This window comes from Shewanella sp. 125m-7, assembly GCF_052977045.1.
The window spans coordinates 140,702-160,782 of record NZ_JBRILQ010000003.1 but is presented as its reverse complement, the minus strand read 5'-3'; the positions used below and the strand labels follow the sequence as shown (position 1 = coordinate 160,782).

Genomic DNA, 20,081 nt, shown 5'->3' with positions numbered 1-20,081 from the left:
GGTATTTTTAACACTGAAGTGGCAGTAAAAGTTTCCTCTGTGTCACTTTATAACAACAGCAAGCCACTTCAATAAAGCCGCCCACCCGCTTGAGTCTATTGCTTAGCAAGACTACAATCTGCGGCTACTTTCCTATTTAGTATATTTCAATGCAAGAAGCTGAATACCGTAAAGGCATACTGTACGCCATTTGCGCCTATACCCTTTGGGGATTTGCCCCGATTTATTTCAAATTACTCGGTGATGTTCCTGCAACTGAGATCTTGCTGCATCGAGTCATTTGGTCATTTTTCTTTGTTACTATTCTCGTCACATTTTTTGGTGGCTTTGCTCGTCTGCGCCATTTACTAAAACAGCCAAAACAACTCGCGGTACTTTGCGTCACCTCGCTGTTGATTGCTGGTAACTGGTTACTGTTTATTTGGGCGGTCAATAACGATCATATGCTCGATGCCAGCTTAGGTTATTTCATCAACCCACTGGTGAATGTCAGCCTAGCGATGATATTTCTGGGTGAGCGCTTACGTAAATTACAATGGGCAGCGGTTGCACTCGCCGCTACAGGCGTGACCATCCAGCTGGTCTCATTTGGCTCAATTCCACTCGTTTCACTGGGCCTAGCATGTTCATTTGCTTTCTACGGTTTACTGCGTAAAAAAGTGAACGTCGACGCTAAGACCGGCTTACTGGTAGAAACCGCTATTTTAATGCCAATAGCGTTAATTTTTCTATTTACCAATATGGGCGATTCATTAACTCGTCTGCTCACTAACGATTGGCATTTGAATCTACTGCTCGTAGCTGCTGGTATCGTGACCACGATTCCTTTGCTGTGCTTTGCCTCTGCAGCCGTTAGGATCCCGTTTTCAATGCTGGGTTTTTTCCAGTACATAGGCCCAAGTATTATGTTTGTGTTAGCCATCAGCTTATTCAATGAACCGTTTGATGCCGAAAAAGGCATTACTTTCGCGTTCATTTGGGCTGCATTGATTCTATTTACTACAGACATGTTTTATAAGCGTAAGCCTAAAAAACACTTGGTATAACTAGCCATTGATGGCAATAAAAAAGCGAACCTTGTGGTTCGCTTTTTTTATCGTTATTGACTCAGCAGCTTATCCGGCTCTTGTAAACTCAATATGATCCGGTATCCACGCAACCTTGGGATCATCACCAGATTTTGCTCTTCTCTCATGACTACAAAGGCTTTTTATTTATAGGACAATCTACACCAACCTAATTGATAACTATACCCAAACGACTTGAACATGCTCATTTCAGAGGCCTTGCGCGAGTTCAATTCTAGGCGTATTAGCGTAGGAATGGTAACTCCCTTTTAAGCTAGTGCAACAACGAAGTGGGCTTGCGCAAAGCCTTCTTTGATGGGTTTTAATGCACTTTCTGCTGCGTTATTGATCTTGCTAAGGGAACAACCATTAACTGCAATCAACGCCTTGCTTAAAGCGCATTAAATTCCCACTGAACCCTGCATCTTCAGGTGGCTTGGGTATAGGCATTACGACACCATTGTGACAGGCTCAAATTTTAAAGCCGGCTTTCGCTGACGTGAGTGGTGCCAGTGCATAAACTTGAGGCATGACCGCGCCTAATTAACCATGATAACCAGATTTTTAGCAGCCAATACTCTCGTCAACATCTCAGCCTTTCTTCCATATGACTCTCAATACCAATCAGCATAAGTCTAGCGCTAAAATCTTCGATTTACGTTGGTAGTTATACAGCTGCTTTTTCTTTTCTGGTAACTCATCAACTTCAACGATATTAAAGCCATGCTCTAAGAACCAATGGATACTGCGGGTGGTTAAGGCAAACAAACGCGAATAGCCTCTCACTCTTGCCTGACCAATAATATTTTGCAGTAACACACTGCCTCTATCGGCATCACGGTAGTCAGGATGCACCACTAAACAAGCAAACTCGCCCGCATTATCTTCCTCGAAGGGATAAAACGCGGCGCAACCTATCACCAAGCTATCGCGCTCAATTAGCATAAATTGCTCAATCTCCATTTCGAGCTGTTCACGAGAGCGCCTAACTAAGATCCCTTTTTGCTCCAATGGACGAATGAGGTCGAGCACGCCACCGATATCGCTAATTGTTGCTCTACGCAAGCGCTCAGCGCTTTCTGTCACAATCTGTGTGCCAATGCCATCGCGGGAGAAAAGCTCTTGTAGCAAGGCTCCGTCATCGAGATAACTAACAAAGTGACACCGACTCACGCCATTACGACAAGCATCGATACTTGCCTGTAAAAAGGCCTTTGTGCCCACACATAGCGGTGTCGCCTCTGGCAGTTCATTCAAGATATTTTGTGCATCGGTCGGCATCAATTCGGCAATGACCTGCTCTGTGTCGTCCAAAATACCCTTTTGCGAACTAAAACCTATCATCTTGTCAGCTTTGAGTTTAATCGCTATCTGAGTGGCAACTTCTTCGGCAGTCAGGTTAAAGCTTTCGCCTGTCACTGACGCAGCGACAGGGCCAAGTAATACAATACAGCCGCTATCTAGCTGCCGTTTCAGGCCTTGACTGTCGATTCGGCGCACTTTACCGCTGAGGCAATAATCAACGCCATCTTCAACTCCTAGCGGCTGTGCAATCACAAAGTTGCCACTAACAACATTGATCTGCGCACCTTGCATAGGTGTGTTACTTAAGCTCATTGATAAACGAGCGGTAATATCAAGATGTAAGCCACCAACAACCTGCTTAATCACCTTAAGAGCATCTTCTTCTGTGACTCTCACGCCATTGTAATATTCGGCAGGCAGACTGTGTTGCGCGAGGGCTTCATCAATTTGAGGCCTAGCACCATGAACCAAGACAATCTTGATCCCTAAACTATGCAGCAGCGCGATATCGTTGATGATCGCGCGAAACTGTTTCTGAGCTAAGGCTTCACCACCCAGCATCACAACAAAGGTTTTGCCCCTATGGGCATTCACATAGGAAGCAGAATGACGAAATCCATCAACAAGTTCAGTGGTACGCACGCTAAGATCACCTTTCGAATGAATAGAGATTTATCTGAAAACCAATCTTCAGAGATTAACTTCAGCCACCCCAAAGATACTAATGCATTTAAATTCAATTAAAAAGCATTTACCCTCACGTTGCGAAAGTATTTTTATAAGCAGAAATAGCAGAGCATGCCATCCGCAACATGCCGTTAATGGATCTTGACCCTGGGGCCGAAGCGCCATAATAAACTTAATTTATCAGCAGTTAACGAACTTAGCATTACAAAATCAACAGTGTAACTGAGCTATCTTCTAGATGAGTTTTATAGCATGCCACAAGAAGGTTAAGCAGAACTTTAATGAATGATTACGCAAACAATACCCATCAGCATAATTAATGTGTGCATTCTGCAGGAAATCAAAGCGCGGTAAGTATTTACGATAGCCAATAGCTTATGAGAAGGGTTTGACTTATGGCGTTAAAAAAGAGCGGTTAAACATAGCGCGTTTCGTAAATTTAAGACAAAAAAAAGCCTCTAAAAATAGAGGCTTTTCCAAGATGCTTAAAACAAGTAATTACTTGATTTTAGCTTCTTTGTACATAACGTGCTGACGAACAACTGGATCAAATTTCTTGATTTCCATTTTTTCAGGCATGTTACGCTTGTTTTTTTCAGTCGTGTAGAAGTGACCAGTGTTAGCGCTAGAAACTAGCTTGATCTTCTCACGATTACCTTTAGCTTTAGCCATGGTTTATTACACCTTCTCGCCGCGGGCACGAAGTTCAGCAATAACAACTTCAATACCTTTCTTATCGATGATACGCATACCTTTAGTAGATATACGTAGCTGTACGAAACGCTTTTCGTTTTCTAACCAGAAACGGTGGTTCTGTAGGTTAGGTAAAAAACGACGACGCGTTGCGTTCTTCGCGTGCGAACGGTTGTTACCAACCATTGGTCGCTTGCCAGTTACTTGGCATACTCTTGACATGTCAATCTCTCCAAAACAATATTTAACGCTCGAGCATTAATGCACCTCGAACACGGCCGTCGCCTGAGGCACACAACAGAGGGCGCATTTTATACAGGATCTAAAATCAAAGATCAAGGAATAGATTAATCCATCCATCCCCTTTCAGCGAAAGAAACTATCTCTCGATCGCCCACAACCATGTGATCCAGTAAGGAAACATCAATAGTTTGTAAGGCTTGTTTCAATCGCTCAGTAATTCGTCTATCGGCTGTACTTGGTTCTGCAATTCCAGAAGGATGATTGTGACACACGATCACAGCCGCAGCCTTTTTTTCAAGCACCAAACTCACCACTTCACGCGGATAAACTGATGCTGAATTGATTGTACCTCGAAACAATTCAACGAATTGAATCACTCTATGTTGGCTATCTAATAATAAAATAGCGAACACCTCGTAGGCACGATCAGACAATTGTCTCATTAAATAGTCCCGAGTTAAATCAGGATCAGACAAAATTTTTCCTCTTTTTAGCTTTTCTTGCGAAATTCGTGCGCCTAATTCCACTGCGGCCTGCATTTGCGCAAATTTTACCGGCCCAATACCATCTAAACGACAAACCTGTGCTTGTGACGCACTAAGCAAGCTTCTAAGGCCTCCAAACTCATTAATCATGTTTCTGGCAAGCTCAACAGCACTTAAGCCTTTTAAACCCACTCTAAGAAGCACCGCCAATAATTCAGCATCTGATAACTGCTTTACCCCACAATTTAATAATTTTTCTCGCGGTGCTTCGCCATCGGGCCAATCTTTAATCGCCATTACAACCTCCTTGTTGTTTTTATGTATGAGTATGGTCTAGATTTTTGGAAGTTGTTCATCACCATTTTACGGTTTGTGATATCTTAGGCCGCAACATTTGCAGCGTGATGAAACATTTATCGCCAGAGTGATTATGGAAAGAGTTAACTATGGGTCTCAATAACAAAAAGGTGCTGCTGGGAATTGGTGGCGGCATTGCCGCGTACAAGTCAGCCGACCTAGTACGTAAGTTAAAAGAACGCGGCGCTGACGTCCGTGTTGTTATGAGTCAAAGTGCGCAGGAGTTTATCACTCCGCTAACTTTGCAGGCGCTGTCAGGTTACCCGGTTGCGACCGACTTACTTGATCCAACAGCCGAAGCATCCATGGGCCATATCGAATTAGCTCGCTGGGCCGATTTAGTGATTATAGCCCCAGCAACAGCCAACCTAATTGCACGCATTAACGCAGGTATGGCAGATGAGTTAATTACCACCACCTGCTTAGCGACCGAAGCACCGGTTGTTCTTTGCCCTGCAATGAACCAGCAGATGTATCGCAACAGCGCAACCCAAGCTAACTTGAAGCAAGTTGCTGCACGAGGTTTACATATTTGGGGCCCAGACTCAGGCTCGCAAGCTTGTGGCGAAGTCGGTCCAGGCAGAATGCTTGAGCCTGTATCTATTGCCGACAAGGCGGTCGATTTCTTTGGTCCAAAACTCTTACAAGGCATGTCACTCCTGCTCACTGCAGGCCCAACTCGTGAGGCAATCGATCCGGTTCGCTATATCTCCAACCATAGCTCTGGCAAGATGGGCTTTGCGCTCGCCAAGGCAGCGGCAGAGATGGGCGCAGAGGTAACTCTGGTTGCAGGCCCCGTCAATTTAGCCACGCCCGCAGGTGTGACGCGCATTGATGTCGAGTCTGCTCAAGATATGCTAGATGCGGTAATGCCACAGGTTGAACAGCATCAAATATTTATTGGCTGCGCCGCTGTTGCCGATTACCGAATCGCAGAAGTCGCCGAGAATAAAATAAAAAAATCGGCAGAGCAGATGCAACTTGCGCTAGTGCGAAATCCTGATATCTTAGCCAGCGTTGCTAGCCATACGAATCGACCATTCACTGTCGGATTTGCGGCTGAAACCAACGATGTAGAGCAGTATGCTCGCGGCAAGTTGACCCGTAAAAAGCTCGACATGATCGCCGCTAATGACGTCTCTAATAGTGCCATTGGTTTTAATAGTGACACCAACGCACTCAGTGTGTTTTGGAACGACGGAAGCACAGATTTACCCGCTGTCGATAAAAACACGTTAGCCAAGCAATTGCTTACTCTAATAGCGAACAAAATAAAAAACTGATGAAAACACCAATCGAATTAAAGATTTTAGACTCACGGATCGGTACCGAGTTTCCACTACCAGCATACGCCACACCAGGCAGCGCAGGCATGGATCTGCGCGCTATCACAGACACCCAGCTAACGATACAGCCAGGCGAAACCGTATTGATCCCGACTGGGATTGCCATTCACGTGGCAGACCCGAGTTTAGCGGCAATTATTTTACCGCGTTCAGGTCTAGGCCATAAGCACGGCATCGTTTTGGGTAACCTAGTAGGTCTTATCGATTCAGACTATCAAGGCCCATTAATGGTCTCTTGCTGGAACCGTGGTAGTGAGCCTTTTACAATCGAAATTGGTGATAGACTCGCGCAGCTGGTCTTTGTACCGGTTGTACAGGCTGAATTTAAACTGGTAGATGAGTTTAATCAGTCTGATCGCGGCGCAGGTGGATTTGGCCACTCAGGAACCAAATAACAGATTTAGCGAATATCGCATAATCAATTAAAATGGATAGCACGGAGCATCGTTTCCTTGCCGTCTCGCTCAGTAGTAATCGAGTGAAGGACAGATAAATGGCTGCAAGCCCAAAAATAAACCGTCGTGAGCATATCCTACAATGCTTAGCGACTATGCTAGAAACAAACCCAGGACAACGGATCACCACAGCTAAGTTAGCCGCTGAAGTCGGCGTATCTGAAGCTGCACTTTACCGTCATTTTCCAAGTAAAGCCCGCATGTTTGAAGGGCTCATTGAGTTCATCGAAGAGTCATTACTGTCGCGTATTAATTTGATCATGGATGAAGAAAAAGACACCATGAAGCGTTGCCAGTTACTGCTGCAGTTATTGCTGGTATTTGCCGAGCGCAACCCGGGGATCTCCCGCGTGTTAAATGGTGATGCACTACTGGGTGAAAATGAGCGTTTACGCAGCCGTATTAGTCAGTTATTCGCAAAAATTGAAACTCATTTAAAGCAAATTCTACGAGAAAAAAGCTTACGCGAAGGCAAAGCCTTTAACATCGATGAAGCGGTATTAGCTAACTTATTGCTCGCCGTTGCCGAAGGCCGAATCGCTCAGTTTGTTCGTAGCGAGTTTAAGCTCAAGCCGACCAAGCACTTCAATGAGCAGTGGAACTTCATCCAACAGCAACTGCTTCAAAGCTAAAGAAAATTAAAATCTATAAAGCCTGCGTAATCCATAAAACCGACTAATTTAGTCGGTTTTTCTTATCTCCAATACGTTTTTCGGTGTATATTTACAGCAAATAGCGGTATTCTCCCGTCCTCTCTAAATACAGTGCAATGAGTTACCACATTTATTTATGAGATAACTTAGTCTCAATAAGACTGACGGCCCAGTACACAGAATACGAAATCACCACTCATTAGTTATGGTGGAGGAACTTATGACATCAAGAGAAGCAATCCTCAGTGAATCAGCTCAAATCGTAAAGGCTGCATTATTGGAGCGCGGCTTAGAAACGCCTATGCTACCAACCGAGCTCAGCGCAGAAGTGCGCAAAGACAAGATTGAGCATCATATGCGTGAAATCTTGACCTTAATGTCACTAGACTTGAGCGATGACAGCTTAACTGACACCCCACGTCGTATCGCCAAAATGTATGTCGATGAAATTTTCTCAGGCCTTGACTACGCTAATTTCCCTAAGATCACCGTCATTGAAAATAAGATGGGCTTTGACGAGATGGTCAAAGTAAATGATATCAGCCTCACCAGTACCTGTGAGCATCACTTAGTGACTATCGATGGTTTAGCAAGAGTGGCTTACCTGCCGCGTGAGAACATCATTGGCCTGTCTAAGATTAACCGTATCGTGCGTTTCTTTGCCCAGCGACCACAGGTTCAAGAGCGTCTGACGCAGCAAGTATTAGTCGCGCTACAGGCGCTATTAGGCACTCAAGATGTCGCCGTTAAGATGGATGCTGTGCATTACTGCGTAAAATCTCGCGGCGTGATGGACTCAACTAGCTCAACCACCACCACAGCACTGGGCGGCAAGTTTAAGTCAAACCCAGCGACAAGAGCGGAATTCCTTAGTAATTAAGGTAAAAGAAGGTACTAGGTTCTAGGACGCTTCGCTTCTAGGTCCTAGGTCCTAGGTCCTAAAAGATTAAAGCCTAAAAACAAAAACGCTGCGTCATAAACGCAGCGTTTTTTCGCTTTAGCTTAGCTAATCAAAGGCTAAAATGAGTGAGTTCCTAGCACCTGTTTGTTAAACCTAGCACCTTCTTTAAGTAGGTTGGGCTTTAGCCCATCAGCATTAATTACAAAATCAAAATAATTGACGGCATAAATGCCGACCTACAAAGTTAAGGCGCTTTATCTAGGACCTAGGACCTTTTTTGCACCTAGCACCTGTTTGTTAAACCTAGCACTTTCTTTAAGTAGGTTGGGCTTTAGCCCATCAGCATTAATTACAAAATCAAAACAATTGACGGCATAAATGCCGACCTACAAAGTTAAGACGCTTTACCTAGGTTCTAGATCCTAGGACCTAGGACCTAAAAGCTTTAAATCCCATACTGGTCGCGGTAAGCACTGACTGTTGCAAGCTGCGCTTCCATACCTGATTTTTCTGACAAGTAGTTAATCAAGTCTTCAAGCTTAATGATTGAAACGATGTCACAGCCAAAGTCGCGCTCAACTTCTTGAATCGCAGAAAGCTCGCCCTTGCCCTTCTCTTGACGGTCTAGCGCAATTAATACACCCGCAAGTGATGCCTTATGCGCCTGAATAATCTCCATTGATTCACGAATAGCCGTACCGGCAGTAATCACGTCATCAACCAACATTACGCGGCCTTGAAGCTCGCTACCCACCAAGCTGCCACCTTCGCCGTGCTCTTTCTTCTCTTTACGGTTAAAGCAGTAAGGCATGTCGATATCGTGGTGATCACACAGGGCGACTGCAGTCGTTGTAGCGATTGGAATACCTTTGTAGGCAGGGCCAAATAGCAAGTCGTACTCAATACCCGAATCAACCAATGCCGCCGCGTAGAAACGACCTAAGCGTGCTAAATCGCGACCCGTGTTAAACAGGCCAGCGTTAAAGAAATAAGGGCTAGTGCGGCCTGACTTTAACGTAAATTCGCCAAATCGAAGTACCTGACGCTCTAGGGCAAATTCAATAAACTCACGTTGATAGGCTTTCACAATCTCTCCTTAAAAATGTAGGGGTAATACTCTATGTATTATTTCGTATTAGTTGATTTTATTTCACTTACAAAAAGGACCCCGAAGGGCCCTAATAACAAAACGATGATTAGCTTAACGAAGCTTTCTGGATATCGACGATTTCGCGAATACCATGCTTAGCCAAATCAAGTAGGCTCAATAGCTCTTCATGGCTAAATGGCTCACCTTCTGCCGTACCTTGGATCTCGATGATCTTACCGGTCTCAGTCATTACCACGTTCATGTCAGTTTCAGCAGCGCTGTCTTCGATATATTCTAAATCGCAGATTGGCTCGCCTTTATAGATACCAACACTGACCGCAGCAATCAGGAACTTAAGTGGGTTAGTCTTTAAGATGCCTTTACCACGAGCCCAGTTTAGTGCGTCAACTAATGCAACACATGCACCAGTAATCGCAGCAGTACGAGTACCACCGTCAGCTTGAATCACATCACAATCGATAACGATGGTGTTTTCGCCTAGAAGCTTCATGTCTACCGCAGCGCGCAATGAGCGACCAATTAGACGTTGGATTTCTTGCGTACGACCAGACTGCTTACCGCGAGCGGCTTCACGCTGCATACGGCTATGAGTAGAACGTGGCAACATGCCATATTCAGCAGTTACCCAACCTTGGCCTTGACCTTTAAGGAAACGCGGTACGCCTTCTTCAAAACTAGCGGTACACAGTACTTTAGTATCACCGAACTCAACTAAAACCGAACCTTCGGCGTGAGCAGTAAACTGGCGAGTGATAGTCACAGGGCGAGACTGTGCTGGAGTTCTGTTGCTTGGGCGCATGATGAATTCCTGTATATAAGGGCATTGGGGTAATTTGGCTGCATATTATAGGGACATGTTTGCCACTATGCTATCTCAATCATAAAAGTGTTAGCCAAAACCTAAGCTCAATCACCATTGCCTCCGCTAATACATACTGCTGACTAAAATGCGCTGCAATAGCGGATCTCATCGACTTTGCACGCGTAAAATTAACACTAAAGCCTGCATCTTAAATTTATTTGAGTATATAATCACTACTCACTTAGACGAACAACACTGGAAATCATCCATGATCCAAAGCATGACAGCCTACGCTCGCATTGAGCACAAAGCAGATTGGGGCACCGCCTCTTGGGAAATCCGTTCAGTTAACCAGCGCTACCTAGAAACTTACCTGCGCCTACCAGAACATTTCCGCAGCTTGGAGCCTGTTCTAAGAGATCGTCTACGTAAACGCCTTAACCGCGGTAAAGTTGAAGTCAACCTTCGCTACGACCTAAACGAAAAGAACGACAGCGCGCTACAACTTAACCAAGAGCTAGCCAAGCAGATCATCAATGCGGCTAACTGGGTGAAAAACGAAGCCGGCCAAGGCGAGCTAAACGTAGTTGACGTACTGCGCTGGCCGGGTGTGATGTCAGGTTCAGAGCAAGACATGGATGCCTTAGGTAAAGAGCTATTAAGCGCATTTGATGCTGCAATCGATCAGTTTATCGAAGCGCGTGGCCGTGAAGGCGATGCTATCAACACCATGCTACAAACCCGTCTTGACCAAATTGTTGAGCAAGTCACTATTGTACGTGGCCACATGCCAACGGTTATGCAGTGGCAGCGTGACAAGCTAACTAACCGCTTAGCCGAGATCACTGGTGAACTAGACCCTGCTCGTTTAGAGCAAGAGATGGTACTACTCGCGCAAAAGATGGATGTTGCCGAAGAGATGGATCGTCTCGATGCCCACGTTGCAGAAACACGCCGCATCCTCAAGCAAGGTGGCGCACAAGGCCGCCGTCTAGACTTTATGATGCAAGAGTTCAACCGTGAGTCAAACACCCTAGCGTCTAAGTCAATCAGCGCTGACGTAACAGCCGCAGCGGTAGAGCTTAAAGTGCTTATCGAGCAGATGCGCGAGCAAATTCAGAACGTAGAGTAAGATTTAAAGCTCTTCTGCAGCCCAATCTAAATACCGCCTAAAGCCCGTAATTACGCTTGTAATTACGGGCTTTTTTATATTTAAAATACTTTGTACATGTCCGTCATTGTTTGCTACTGTCTTGAATAAGTGGTGACCCAAATGGTGACCATAAAGCTCGAAAACCTCAAAATAACTAAAAAATGACCAAAAATCCCTCTTGGTCACCAATTTCGTGGTAACACTATGAATGATAAGCAAATAAAAGCTTTTTTAAAAAGTGGGGCTGTAGAAAGAAAGGCTATAGGCAATGGCTTGTATATTCGCTCTAGAGGAACCGGCGTAGGCTACTGGGAGCTTAGGTACTCCATACATGGTAAACGCAGGAGCATGGCTATAGATGGCGGGACATACCCTCAAATGAGTCTTGCAGATGCAAAAATGACTGCTGCGATACTTATCCATAAAGCTAAACAAGGAATTGACCCGCTAGCTGAGCGTGAAAGAGATAATGATGAAAAGCTCGTTACTGTCGATGACTTATTCGATGACTGGTATCTCCAGATAGCAAAACGACTAAAGCATCCTGAAATACCCAAACGGATGTACACCAAAGAGATCAAGCCAACAATCGGACGATTGAAAATTTCTGATGTGAATGCTCGAGATATTAGAGCAATTATTAGCAAAGTCGCAATTAGCAACCGTCAGACGGTGTCGAATAAAACCCTATTCTGTTGCAAACAACTTTTTGATCATGCTTGTAAGCTGGACCTTATTTCTGCAAATCCAGCCAGTGCTTTTAAAGTAGGCGATGCTGGTGGCGTTGAATCTAGCAGGACCAGAAAACTTACATTTAATGAGCTTCAAGCAACATTTAGAGTCTTACGTGAAAATGATCATACCTTCACTAGAGATAACTATTTAGCAATAGCGTTATTAGTCAGCCTTGGTGTTCGCAAGGGAGAACTTATTGCTGCTAAATGGGATGAATTTGATTTCGATATTCTGCAGTGGCATTTACCAACAGAAAGGAGCAAGACAAAAGCTGCAATCACCATACCTCTACCAGAGCAGGTTGTCCCATGGTTTAAAGAGCTTCATGTTAAAGCAAACGGTTCAGACTTTGTTTTTCCATCTAGAAGGGTAAGCAAATCTAAAACAGATAAACCTAAAGGGCACATATCAAGTGACACGCTCAACCATGCTTTAGCCAAACTATTTGGAAAAAAAGTAGATAGTGACAAAGAACCTAATGAAAACCACCTAGGTAATGCAGGCATTGAACATTTTGTCATTCATGACTTAAGACGAACATGCCGAAGTCTATTAGCAGAGATCGGTGTGCCAAATGATATTGGTGAGAGATGTTTAAATCACAAACGTAAACGCATTGAAGCGGTATATGACCAATATGACTACTTGAAGGAAAGGACTGAAGCACTAAGTAAGTTGGCTTCAATGATTGCTCCAATGGTCAACAACCAGTCCAACGTAACACCTTTTACAAAACCAGTTCGCATTAGTGTAGGTGAAAAATGAGCTTCGACATAAATTTAGACTGTCAGATTTGGATAGACGATATTGCTAATCATCTAACAGATGGTGAGCTCACCATAAGTATGATCAATGAACTTAGAGCCCGGCCACAAGCCCCTCTTACACCTGAAGCCGTCTGTAACCACACAAAATTATCACTAGAACACATTCAAACGAATCTAGGTATGAGTATCTCTGAAGCAGAAGAACTCGAATCTCTTTCGAGCATTCAGGCTAAAGCAGGGCGTTTTTCACGGGAATTGACCCAAATGAAAGCCAGTTTGCCAGCAGACAGCCACCAGCAACTAGATAATTTACTAATGACGTTCGGCGTTCTTAATTATGAAATAGGTATACACAACACAGCAGCACAAACTGAGCAGGCAATGAGTCGAGGAGTAAAATCAAAGAAGGACACTACAAAAGGTGCAAATGCAGTTAAAGCAAAAAACAATCAATTTTGCGAAGTAACCATTACGATAGCTCAAGACTTTTACCAATTGCCTGAACACCAATCAGTAAAATACGGCTATGTTGCGAAAGCCATTAAACATCTCATAAGAATGCAAAAAAAACACAGTGTTTCAGAGGGATTAATCAAGAGGCAGATCCATGAACATGTCCCGACACAAGCTAAAGCTGGTGGAAGAACTAATAAGGTAGGACCATGTGAAGACACTGTTCAAGGATTCATTCTTACGAACTATTCCAAATTATTTGACTAGCACTAATTTGTCATAGTTCGTATCTACTCCCTAATCTCATAAAGTAATAGCGTCATAACTAGCTTTTTCTCGATTGACAAGAATCTTAGCTATGTCGCTTTCTGAGTACACCATCAAACTTCCAAATATATTTGTTTTGTAACCACTCACCACTTAAATTGCATTCCCCATCCCTACTAATCGATATGTCACTAATTTTTATGCTGCAATAATCTTCGTTGTCATTTGGATAGTCTCTGTAAACAATTGGAACCCTAGCCGCAAAATAAAAGCCCCCCTCTACCTCTTTCCAATAACAACGCCCTTCACAAGAAAAGTGACCAGCATCATCACGTCCTTCAAAAATAAACACTATTTCTTCGTTATGGCGAACATTTAATTTCTTAGCATGTAATTGCCAATCATTATCTTCTATCTCAATCTCTCCAGAATACAATAGCTCTATTGCCTCTATATCCTTAATACAATCAGTTGAAACAGCTTGTCGTTGAAGCCCTTGCTTACTCAACTCAATTTCACGCACAGTAAAAACTTGTAACATAGGTATGTTGTGGAAGTTAGTCTCATAATTGAGCTTAAGCCTTCCTTTTTTTCGATTTTTTATAAAAAACGAGACCGGCATTTTTTTGTTTAGAGAGAAAGTATTTACTAATAAATCTATTCCTTCCCACTCGTCATTAGGCAAGGCATCCAGAGAGATGCACTGAAGCTCATCGGCATTAATTAACCAACCTAAAAATGCCCCATAGCCATCGATTGAAAATGTATCACTAGCGAATTTCAACCGTAAGTATTGTAAGTTGGGAAACGCCCGTAAAGCTTCACATTCCTCTTCATCACCAACATCAATCGTAATATTTACACCACAAATATGTTCACCAAAGCATATCAAGTGATCGAGCTCGCTCGCAAAACATGCTGTTTTTGTATTCGCTATATTGATTTTAGTATTGGGCGCACTCTCTAATATCTCTTCAATCTCTTCACATGTGGGGATATAGGTAAATAACTTTTCTTCTCTTAGGACTTCCATTTCCGATACCTTTCTAGTTAGACCTTCCCCAGACAACATAAAATGTACGAGGCAGAGCGTCACTTTCAACTAATATTTACAGTTAAAACAAATATTAACAAGATAAAAACATATTCGCTACACCTTAATCTAGAACCATTCTAGATTTAACCTTGCTAGATATCTTCATCAAAAGCTCAACCTACCTAAACAACGCAATAAACTACCCAACCGCTAGCGAAACTATAGTTTCGCTAGCGGTTGATATTTTTCTTCACAAAAAAACCATAGAAGATGCTCTCGAACTGAAAAGGTCAGTTATCCAATTAGTCGAGGTAAACTATGAGTAAAACAGCTGCTACCGCTACATTCGAAGATAGGCTTGTCCGTGAGCAAGAGCGTAAGTCCATTACTGGAATATCAAGATCCACAGCTTGGACACTTGAACGTAAAAGCCTCTTTCCTAAACGTCGGGAGTTGATCCCTGGTGGGGATGAAATAGCTTGGTCTTTTACGGAGCTTATGGAGTGGGTCCACTCTCGTAAAGTGATCAATCTTGGAGAGCATCATGCCAAGTAGGTCGTCAGATCACGACCTAAAGCTTTATATCGAAGACAGTCGAATTATCACTAAGCGAGAGCTACTACCGCTCCTAAAGCAAAAGGTATCTAGCTCAATACTGAGTCGCCAGATCAAATCAGGAGAGTTCCCGGCCCCCACTGTAAAAAAGGGAAATGCTCATTGCTGGCTATTCAAAGATATTGCAAAGCTCATTGAGCTTAAAAAATTACCAAGCTAACCAAATAGAGCGCACAACTAACACCCCGAGTTGTGTGCCCTATTTACTTGTCTAAATCAGCGATAAACAAGCTCAAACAAAAAAGCGGTATTTAAATAATATAAACCGCCACATAAATCTTAGATGTAGTAAACCAGTAGAGATAAAGCTCATGTCTTTTCTAATCACAAAACACAACTCCCTTCCTTATGTTTACAAAAATCATTGTTACCCAATCATCAAACCCAAGATCAAAGGACACTTTAAAAGACCGTTAAAGAAGATATTCGAATTATGTGAAACCATGCTAGATCGCTATACAAAAGTGTTCGTGGTTCGATTCGATCTACACCCTACTGAGTTCTCGGATTCGAATAAAGATATTGGCTTGTATTTACAAACCGAAAAGAAAAAGCTGCAAAAAGAGTATAAATGCAAAGCGGCCTACTTTTGTACCAGAGAGCAAGTATCCTCACCGATACAGCACTACCACGTTGTTTTCATGCTAAGCGGCCAAAAAATTCAACATCCCAGCAGACTCCTAGACTTACTTGAAAAGTCCTGGACACGGTTTTGCGGAGGTAAATTGGCAAAGGTGCCCCACTCCTACGGCACTATGGTCAAAGGCAATAAAGCTTCCATTGACCCAATTGTTTACCGCATTAGCTACTTAACCAAAGAAGACTCTAAAGAGCTCAACGGAAGCGCAAGAAACTTCATTTGGAGCAGGCTAAAACCAAAGGGAAATATAGATAAGCATAATGATCTGTTGCTTGTAGACCCACTAGCTACGTTCTTAAAAAATCACAAAAGACACATCTTTTCAAAAACCAATGATTTAATGGGAAAAATTTATAAAAAGCCTAGCCAAAAACATGGCTGGTTTTCTGAAGAAGATTTGCCTATATCGATTTATGACCTGATTAACTCAAGTATTCGAACTCAAATCAAGACTGATACAGGCTTTAACGGCGTCACCTAATGACATAGGTATAACACTAACATCACATAGAACGCTTAAACCTTAAAGAAAGTAAGCAACTAGGGAGGTGGGAAGATGAAAAAGGCTAAAATGACTAAAACAGCTAAACAAAACACTGACTACATCATTGACCCCAAAACCCGGCGTTCACAGTTCCAAAGTAACAACAGCGCAGCTCTCGTTCATGGAGGTTTCTCTAACAGGATACCTAAGGAGTTAGTCAGCTCAATCTTAGATAATGATCTTGGCTTTGAACTTGGGGTGTTAAAAGGGCAACTTTCTAATATCACCCTGCTAGGGCAAGAGGTAATCACAAGGTTAATTACTGAAGGGGAAGACTCTGTAGCATTGAGTGTAGTGCTTTCGTGCGCAGATAGAACCGCAAAACTGGTCCCTCAAATCCACAAAGTACTCGATTCATCGTTTGCCCAAACAGAATCAACTCAAGTCATTAAGAGTCGAAACCGCTGGCTAAATAAACTCTATAAAGGAAATTGTTTAGCTAGTGATGTGGCATATCAGTTTGAGGTCCACCAGCTAGGAGAGTTACCTAAGTACGTACAACAGATGCTCTCTAATGAACTGTCAGCACAACAAACCGATACTGAGCATGACAACCTGACTCGTGAGCAAATACTTGAAAAACTCGAAGACTACAAAGTCACTATTGCTGCGGAAGAGGAGCAGATCAAACTGCGTCAGCTAGCAGTATCGAAAGAGAAGCAAAGAATTAATCAGCAGCTTTTTAGTTACTCTGAATCTAGCGAGGATGAAAATTGAAAAAGCTAAAAACGATCCTAGCAGATCCTCGCTATATAGAACTCTTAGCCATGTTCCAACAAGACTGGGTTAGCTTTGCCTCAGTATTAGTGGGGAAAAGCCCTACCTGGCAACAAAGGCAGATTATCTCGGCAATTCAAAAGCACGGTGCAAGAGTGTCGGTATCTAGTGGACACGGTACAGGCAAAAGCGATATGACCAGCATTATCATCCTCGCTTTTATCATCTTAAACCCAGAAAGCAGAGTGGTAGTGGTTGCCAATAACGCAGCTCAAGTACGTAATGTTATTTGGAAGTACCTTAAAATCAACTTCAAAGCTCTCTGCCGTAACATTCCTTGGATAGAGCGCTACTTCGATTTGAACGAACGAGAGTTCTACGCTATTGGTTATAAAGGAATATGGAGCTGCATTGCCAAATCTGCTCGCCAGGGTAATGAAGAGGCATTAGCTGGTGAGCATTGTCATACCTACTTAGTGGTCGTTGATGAGGCCAGTGGTTTATCAGACAAAGCCCTAAACGTATTGAGCTCAGCACTAACCGAAGCCAACAACAATATGTGCTTACTCAGTCAACCTACTCGAACATCAGGCTTCTTTTACGATACTCACCATAGGCTGGCTAAAACACCCGATAACCCAGCCGGGATCTGGGCAGCAATCACCTTAAACTCTGAAGAGTCCCCCCTTGTCACACCCGAGTTTATCGGTGAGAAACTGATCTCTTATGGCGGGGAAGATTCACCGGAATACCAGATAAAGGTGTTAGGACACTTCCCTGACAATATGGATGGTTACCTGCTTAGCAGAACGGATTGTGAACGAGCAGCAAGAAGCTCACCAACGCTAATTGACGGCCAATGGGGCTGGGTTGCTGCGTGTGATGTCGGAAATGGTAGAGACAAATCAGTAATCAATATCTGCAAGGTATCGCTAGAACCTGCAAATACTCGGCTGGTGGTCTCCCATTCCATTATCGAAATGCGTGCTGATATAGATCCTATAGACTTCGCCTATGAAATAAAAAGGCACGTAGAACCCTATGAGAGCCAAAATATCAGCATTTTAATTGATGGTGACGGCGTTGGCTTCTCAACAGTCAAAATCGCCTTAGAACTCGGTTTAAACGTTCAAGAGGTCCGTTGGGGTAAACCAGTCTTTAATCATGGGGAGAAAAGCCGCTTCATCAACCAACGTGCATATAGCCATATCATGATGCGTGATGCGATAAAGACCGGACGGATGCAGATTGATGGTTCTGAACTCACCAAAAGCCAGATATCCCGCTTACCTGTCCATCTCAATGAACTAGGTCAGTGGGTAGTATGTGCAAAAAAGGAGATGAGAGAAAAACATAACATCAAATCTCCCGATAGATCCGATACCTATTGCTTCATGTTTTTGGCTATTCCAGAACCCACATTGGCAAAAGTAACCGGGGAAGAATCAGAGCGAGAAGAGGCTGCAAACCAATGGATAAGTTAGAGCATTTCTAAAACTGAACGCGGTGAAACACCGCGCGCGCGTGCTTGAATATAATTTAATGTCCAAACTTTAGAGCTCTTTAATAAAAATATCTCAAACATCATAATTCCTAAGTTGATTGTTTGAGCGCGTAAGCCCATTCAACCACCATCATTGATGGCCTTAATCCCGTTTGAGCTACACGTAAGTAACGCTCTGCAGCACATCTACTGATTTCATCGACATATATAGCAACCAGCCATTTACTATATAGGTTTTGACGACATATATAGTAATCGGCACTTTTCTATATATATTTAGTTTAATATGTATAATAATAGCCATAATCTATACATATTAGCTGATATAAAGCTAAATCTAACACTGAGTCTACAAGCAGGATCAACATGTCCCCAATAGAAAACTTGCCTCTACATGATCCAGAACGACTTGAGACTAGAGCTGTTCTCAAAAAGCTCGCAATAGCCCATCGCTACCTCGCAGAACTGAAAGGCGTAGCTGCAAGTATTCCTAATGAGAATATTCTGATCAGTACTTTGACTTTACAAGAAGCAAAGGACAGCTCTGCAGTGGAGAATATCATCACCACCCACGACGAGTTATTTAAAGCGGAACTCATATCAGAGCACACAAGTATCGCTACAAAAGAGGTGCGTGACTATTCTGCGGCACTACGATTGAGCTTTAATAATGTTCGTCATCAAAATTTATTACGTCTAAGCGATATTTTAGAGGTACAACTCGCGCTTGAAAAAAATCGGGCAGGGTTTCGAAAAGTACCAGGCACAGCACTAAAAAATGCAGCTACGGGTGAAGTTATCTACACGCCGCCGCAAGATGCCAATGAGATCCAGTCTTTAATGGAGAACCTAGTCAACTACATCAATGATGATGAGTGTTGCGAGCTCGATCCATTAGTCAAGATGGCGCTCATCCATCATCAGTTTGAGAGTATCCATCCTTTCTATGATGGTAATGGCCGCACCGGACGCATCATCAATATCCTCTACTTGGTAGCAAAAGGGCTGCTCGATCTGCCAGTGCTATACCTCAGCCGTTATATCATTCAAAACAAGGCGGATTACTACAGTCACCTGCAAACCGTTCGTGAAGATAATAATTGGGAGCCATGGTTACTGTTTATCCTTGAGGGTATAGCCCAAACAGCACAGCAAACGATTGGCTTGATTGAACAGATTAAGCTGCAAATGAGTCAGGTGAAACATGGCATTCGATCTCAGCTACCCAATATTTATCGCCAAGAGCTGTTAAACAACATCTTTAGCCACCCATACACCAAAATTGACTTTATCATGCAAGACCTGAGTGTCAGCCGCATCACCGCGACTAAATACTTGGAACAACTGGTTGAACATGGCTTTCTGGTCAAAGAAAAAATCGGTCGTAGCAATTACTATATCAACCAGCCTTTATTTGCCCTGTTTGCAGTGAATTAAACACAACATCAAATCTCCCGACAGATCTGACACCTGTTGCTTCATGTTTTTGGCTAATCCTGAGTCCATATTTGCAAAAGTAACCGAGGCTGAATCAGAGCGAGAAAA

The 20,081-nt window shown here is 43.2% G+C and carries 21 protein-coding genes; 14 read left to right on the top strand and 7 right to left on the bottom strand.

Going from position 1 to position 20,081, the window contains the following annotated elements; translation table 11 throughout:
• The first annotated feature begins 149 nt into the window (after positions 1-149).
• Positions 150-1,046 (top strand): EamA family transporter RarD, encoded by an 897-nt coding sequence (gene rarD, locus ACVBIL_RS02470; RefSeq protein ID WP_447165403.1) that lies wholly within the window; start codon positions 150-152, stop codon positions 1,044-1,046.
• Between the two features lie 645 nt (positions 1,047-1,691).
• Here the strand turns inward: rarD and argA are convergent.
• The 4 genes from argA to radC form a co-directional block, all read right to left on the bottom strand.
• Positions 1,692-3,014 carry an amino-acid N-acetyltransferase gene (gene argA, locus ACVBIL_RS02465; RefSeq protein WP_447165402.1) on the bottom strand — a complete coding sequence of 441 codons (1,323 nt, stop codon included), beginning with the start codon at positions 3,012-3,014 and terminating at the stop codon, positions 1,692-1,694.
• A 543-nt stretch (positions 3,015-3,557) separates the two neighbouring features.
• The gene (rpmG, locus tag ACVBIL_RS02460) at positions 3,558-3,731 is read right to left on the bottom strand and encodes a 50S ribosomal protein L33 (RefSeq protein WP_012275560.1); all 174 of its coding nucleotides are present in this window, start codon (positions 3,729-3,731) and stop codon (positions 3,558-3,560) included.
• Between the two features lie 6 nt (positions 3,732-3,737).
• Positions 3,738-3,974 (bottom strand): 50S ribosomal protein L28, encoded by a 237-nt coding sequence (gene rpmB / locus ACVBIL_RS02455; RefSeq protein WP_012275559.1) that lies wholly within the window; start codon positions 3,972-3,974, stop codon positions 3,738-3,740.
• A 125-nt stretch (positions 3,975-4,099) separates the two neighbouring features.
• Positions 4,100-4,777: a RadC family protein gene (radC, locus tag ACVBIL_RS02450; RefSeq protein ID WP_447165401.1), complete on the bottom strand. Its 678-nt coding sequence runs from the start codon at positions 4,775-4,777 to the stop codon at positions 4,100-4,102.
• Positions 4,778-4,926: 149 nt separating this feature from the next.
• Here radC and coaBC point away from each other — a divergent pair, with 149 nt between their 5' ends.
• The 4 genes from coaBC (at position 4,927) to folE (ending at position 8,171) form a co-directional block, all read left to right on the top strand.
• Complete coding sequence (gene coaBC / locus ACVBIL_RS02445; RefSeq protein ID WP_447165400.1) at positions 4,927-6,120, top strand: bifunctional phosphopantothenoylcysteine decarboxylase/phosphopantothenate--cysteine ligase CoaBC; 1,194 nt, start codon at positions 4,927-4,929, stop codon at positions 6,118-6,120.
• The gene (gene dut / locus ACVBIL_RS02440) at positions 6,120-6,578 is read left to right on the top strand and encodes a dUTP diphosphatase (protein WP_447165399.1); all 459 of its coding nucleotides are present in this window, start codon (positions 6,120-6,122) and stop codon (positions 6,576-6,578) included. Before coaBC ends, dut begins: the two co-directional genes overlap by 1 nt.
• Before the next feature lie 98 nt (positions 6,579-6,676).
• A complete protein-coding gene (gene slmA, locus ACVBIL_RS02435; RefSeq protein WP_447165398.1) occupies positions 6,677-7,270 on the top strand; it encodes a nucleoid occlusion factor SlmA in 594 nt (197 codons plus the stop codon).
• 241 nt (positions 7,271-7,511) lie between these two features.
• Positions 7,512-8,171, top strand: a complete 660-nt coding sequence (gene folE / locus ACVBIL_RS02430) for a GTP cyclohydrolase I FolE (protein WP_447165397.1) — start codon at positions 7,512-7,514, stop codon at positions 8,169-8,171.
• 466 nt (positions 8,172-8,637) lie between these two features.
• On the opposite strand, the gene pyrE is transcribed toward folE, so the two are convergent.
• Both pyrE and rph read right to left on the bottom strand, forming a co-directional pair.
• On the bottom strand, positions 8,638-9,279 hold the full coding sequence (pyrE, locus tag ACVBIL_RS02425) for an orotate phosphoribosyltransferase (protein ID WP_447165396.1): 642 nt from the start codon (positions 9,277-9,279) through the stop codon (positions 8,638-8,640).
• Positions 9,280-9,388: 109 nt separating this feature from the next.
• Positions 9,389-10,102, bottom strand: coding sequence for a ribonuclease PH (rph, locus tag ACVBIL_RS02420; protein ID WP_012157036.1), 714 nt, complete (start codon positions 10,100-10,102; stop codon positions 9,389-9,391).
• Positions 10,103-10,373: 271 nt separating this feature from the next.
• Between rph and ACVBIL_RS02415 the strand changes: the two genes are divergently transcribed.
• The 3 genes from ACVBIL_RS02415 (at position 10,374) to ACVBIL_RS02405 (ending at position 13,480) form a co-directional block, all read left to right on the top strand.
• The gene (locus ACVBIL_RS02415; RefSeq protein WP_447165395.1) at positions 10,374-11,237 is read left to right on the top strand and encodes a YicC/YloC family endoribonuclease; all 864 of its coding nucleotides are present in this window, start codon (positions 10,374-10,376) and stop codon (positions 11,235-11,237) included.
• Between the two features lie 225 nt (positions 11,238-11,462).
• Entirely contained in the window at positions 11,463-12,758 is a 1,296-nt protein-coding gene (locus ACVBIL_RS02410; RefSeq protein WP_447165394.1) for a tyrosine-type recombinase/integrase, read from the top strand.
• Entirely contained in the window at positions 12,755-13,480 is a 726-nt protein-coding gene (locus tag ACVBIL_RS02405) for a hypothetical protein (protein ID WP_447165393.1), read from the top strand. The genes ACVBIL_RS02410 and ACVBIL_RS02405 overlap by 4 nt, the downstream gene beginning before the upstream one ends.
• 85 nt (positions 13,481-13,565) lie before the next feature.
• Here ACVBIL_RS02405 and ACVBIL_RS02400 read toward each other — a convergent pair whose 3' ends face one another.
• Complete coding sequence (locus tag ACVBIL_RS02400) at positions 13,566-14,513, bottom strand: hypothetical protein (RefSeq protein ID WP_447165392.1); 948 nt, start codon at positions 14,511-14,513, stop codon at positions 13,566-13,568.
• A gap of 321 nt (positions 14,514-14,834) precedes the next feature.
• Between ACVBIL_RS02400 and ACVBIL_RS02395 the strand changes: the two genes are divergently transcribed.
• The 6 genes from ACVBIL_RS02395 to ACVBIL_RS02370 all read left to right on the top strand — a co-directional run bounded on the left by ACVBIL_RS02395 (position 14,835) and on the right by ACVBIL_RS02370 (position 19,973).
• A complete protein-coding gene (locus tag ACVBIL_RS02395) occupies positions 14,835-15,071 on the top strand; it encodes an AlpA family phage regulatory protein (RefSeq protein ID WP_447165391.1) in 237 nt (78 codons plus the stop codon).
• A complete protein-coding gene (locus ACVBIL_RS02390; RefSeq protein ID WP_447165390.1) occupies positions 15,061-15,291 on the top strand; it encodes a hypothetical protein in 231 nt (76 codons plus the stop codon). The genes ACVBIL_RS02395 and ACVBIL_RS02390 overlap by 11 nt, the downstream gene beginning before the upstream one ends.
• Before the next feature lie 151 nt (positions 15,292-15,442).
• Positions 15,443-16,252 carry a YagK/YfjJ domain-containing protein gene (locus tag ACVBIL_RS02385; protein WP_447165389.1) on the top strand — a complete coding sequence of 270 codons (810 nt, stop codon included), beginning with the start codon at positions 15,443-15,445 and terminating at the stop codon, positions 16,250-16,252.
• Positions 16,253-16,327: 75 nt separating this feature from the next.
• A complete protein-coding gene (locus ACVBIL_RS02380; protein WP_447165388.1) occupies positions 16,328-17,032 on the top strand; it encodes a hypothetical protein in 705 nt (234 codons plus the stop codon).
• The gene (locus ACVBIL_RS02375) at positions 17,029-18,516 is read left to right on the top strand and encodes a protein PacB (protein WP_447165387.1); all 1,488 of its coding nucleotides are present in this window, start codon (positions 17,029-17,031) and stop codon (positions 18,514-18,516) included. Before ACVBIL_RS02380 ends, ACVBIL_RS02375 begins: the two co-directional genes overlap by 4 nt.
• Before the next feature lie 386 nt (positions 18,517-18,902).
• Positions 18,903-19,973, top strand: a complete 1,071-nt coding sequence (locus tag ACVBIL_RS02370; RefSeq protein WP_447165386.1) for a Fic family protein — start codon at positions 18,903-18,905, stop codon at positions 19,971-19,973.
• The last annotated feature ends 108 nt before the right edge of the window (positions 19,974-20,081 follow it).